The following is a 2,465-nucleotide window of genomic DNA, read 5'->3' on the forward strand; positions in this document are numbered from 1 at the left end:
GTCAGGCGCCTGCATATGATGGCGGGTCTCGCCGATCCCAACGACCCCATCGCGCAGAAGACCTACCGGGCCTCGCTCGCCTATGCCGCCGACCAACTGGCCGAGCACGACATCGACCTCCTGCTGGAGCCGATCAACGGCAAGGACATGCCCGGCTATTTCCTGAACGACTTCGATCAGGCCGCCGCCTATATCCGCGAATCCGGCCGGCCGAACGTCCGGCTGCAGTTCGACATGTATCATTGCGAGTTGATCCACGGCGAAGTCTCGGCGCGGCTCAAGGCGCTGTATCCGCTGGTGGGCCACGTCCAGATCGCGCGCGCCGATGGCCGGCACGAGCCCGACGCGTCCGGGCCGGACTATCCGACGCTGTTCGGCGAACTCGACGGGCTGGGCTATGACGGCTTCGTCGGCTGCGAGTATCGGCCGGAGCACGGCACGCTCGAGGGGCTCGGCTGGTTCGCGCCCTGGCGGAAGCCGCTCTGATGCGCCCGCCGTCGATATCATATCCGGTGCTGGTCGCCGATATCGGCGGCACCAATTGCCGGCTGTCGCTGGTCCCCGAGCCGGACAGTCCGCACCAGCCGCTGGCGCGGATCGGCACGGGCAGCTATCCGACGGCGGAAGCGGCATTTTCCGAAGTGCTGGCCAATGTTCTGGAGAAGCCGCGCTCGGCCGTGCTCGCCGTCGCCGGGCCGCTCGACGGACGGCGCGCACAATTGACGAACGCCGTCTGGAGCTTCGACGGGCCCCGGCTTGCGGGCGCGCTCGCGCTGACCCAGGGCCTGCTCGTCAACGATTACGAGGCGCTGGCGGCTTCGCTGGCCGTTCTCGGACCGGGCGACGTCGCCACCTTGGTCGAGGGGCAGCCCGAACCGGAAGGCGTGCGGCTGATCCTCGGCCCGGGCACCGGCTTCGGGGCCGCCGCCCTGCTGACGCGCGGCGAGCGCGGCATGCTGATCCCGACCGAATCCGGCCATATCGGTATCGGCCCTGAGGATCAGACCGAGCAACGGATCTGGCCCGCGCTCAGTGAAGGCCTGCCGCGGCTGACGGTCGAGCATCTGTTGAGCGGCGATGGGTTGGTGCGGCTGCACAAGGCGGTGGCGCGGACCTCCGGCATGCTGGAGGCGGAGGTCAGTGCCGCGGATGTTTCCCGGCTGGCCCATGACGGCGATCCCGCCGCGTTGATGGCGGTCGTTTGCTTCTGGCGCCTTCTGGCCCGGGTCGCAGGCGATCTCGCCCTTGTCTTCAAGGCGACCGGCGGCGTGTTCATCGCCGGCGGGATTGCGCCGCATCTGCTGTCGCTCGCCGACAAGGGCGCGGTCCGAGCGGCCTTCGCCGGCAAGCCGCCGATGGAGGATCTGGCCGGGCGTTTCCCGCTGCATGTCGTCACCGCGAAGGACGCGGCCGAGCAGGGGCTCGCCGCGATCGCCGCCAATCTCCATCGTTTCGGGCTCGACGATCCGAAGCGGCTGTGGTTTGGCTGAGCGCCTCCGCTCATCCGACTGCTCCCCGACAGGTTCGCGTGCAGCCCATCCATTCGATCCAGGTCCTGCGCGCGCTCGCAGCCTTCATGGTTGCGATCCACCACGTGCAGCCCGACGCGGCCATCCTGGCTGCGCGGGCAGGGCTTAGCTTCAGCCGCAGCGACGTCCTTCCATGGATGGCCGGCGTCGACATCTTCTTCGTCGTCTCCGGCTTCATCATGGTCCATGCCTCGCAGGATCTGTTCGGACGGTCCGGGGCCTGGCGCGAATTCCTGAAGCGGCGGCTGGCGCGCATCGTGCCGCTCTACTGGGCGATGACCACGTTGTTCCTGCTGGTTGGCCTCGCCGTTCCGGCGGTGCTCAATTCGGGCGCTCCCAATCTGACGCAGATCCTCGGCTCCTACCTGTTCTGGCCGGTGGTCTCGACACAGGGCCTGGTCCAGCCGGTCTACTCGCTGGGCTGGACGCTGAACTACGAGATGCTGTTCTACGTGCTGTTCGCAGGCGGGCTCGCCCTGCCGATGCGCTGGACCCTGCCGGCCGTTGCAGCCGTACTCGCCCTTCTCGTCGCAGGCGAACATCTGGGGAGATCGCCGGGGCTGCCGTTCTCTTTCTGGGGGCAGCCGATCGTGCTCGAATTCGCAGCAGGCATGGGCATTGCCGTGCTGCGCCAGAGGGGCTTTCGCCTTCACGGCGCAATGCGCGTCCTCGTCGCGGCGGCGGGCGTTGCCGTGCTCGTCACGGCTGCCCAATGGCCTGGGTCGGACGGCCCGTGGAGCAGCGTGATCTGGCGCGGTGGCGCGGCCGTGCTGCTGATGCTCGCGGCCGGCTGTGGCCGGGAGGGCATCGTGCCGATCCGCCCGGTCAAGGCGCTGGCCGCGGTGGGTAACGCCTCCTATGCGCTTTACCTCGTCCACCCTTTCGTGATCCGCGGGATGCGGGAAGCGGCGCTGCGGATCGGACTTTATGCGCCTG

The 2,465-nt window shown here is 68.6% G+C and carries 3 protein-coding genes; all 3 read left to right on the forward strand.

The annotated features are described in order from the left end of the window. The coding region (locus ACIPIA_RS14265; RefSeq protein ID WP_400510498.1) for a TIM barrel protein at nucleotides 1–486 on the forward strand (486 nt) is incomplete at its 5' end. Continuing rightward, entirely contained in the window at nucleotides 486–1,490 is a 1,005-nt protein-coding gene (locus ACIPIA_RS14270) for a glucokinase (RefSeq protein ID WP_400510500.1), read from the forward strand. The genes ACIPIA_RS14265 and ACIPIA_RS14270, both read left to right, overlap by 1 nt. 38 nt (nucleotides 1,491–1,528) lie before the next feature. Continuing rightward, a partial coding sequence (locus tag ACIPIA_RS14275) for an acyltransferase family protein (RefSeq protein ID WP_400510502.1) occupies nucleotides 1,529–2,465 on the forward strand: 937 nt, incomplete at its 3' end.

It is taken from the genome of Allobosea sp. CER48, assembly GCF_044752385.1.
Classification (GTDB): Bacteria; Pseudomonadota; Alphaproteobacteria; order Rhizobiales; family Beijerinckiaceae; genus Allobosea.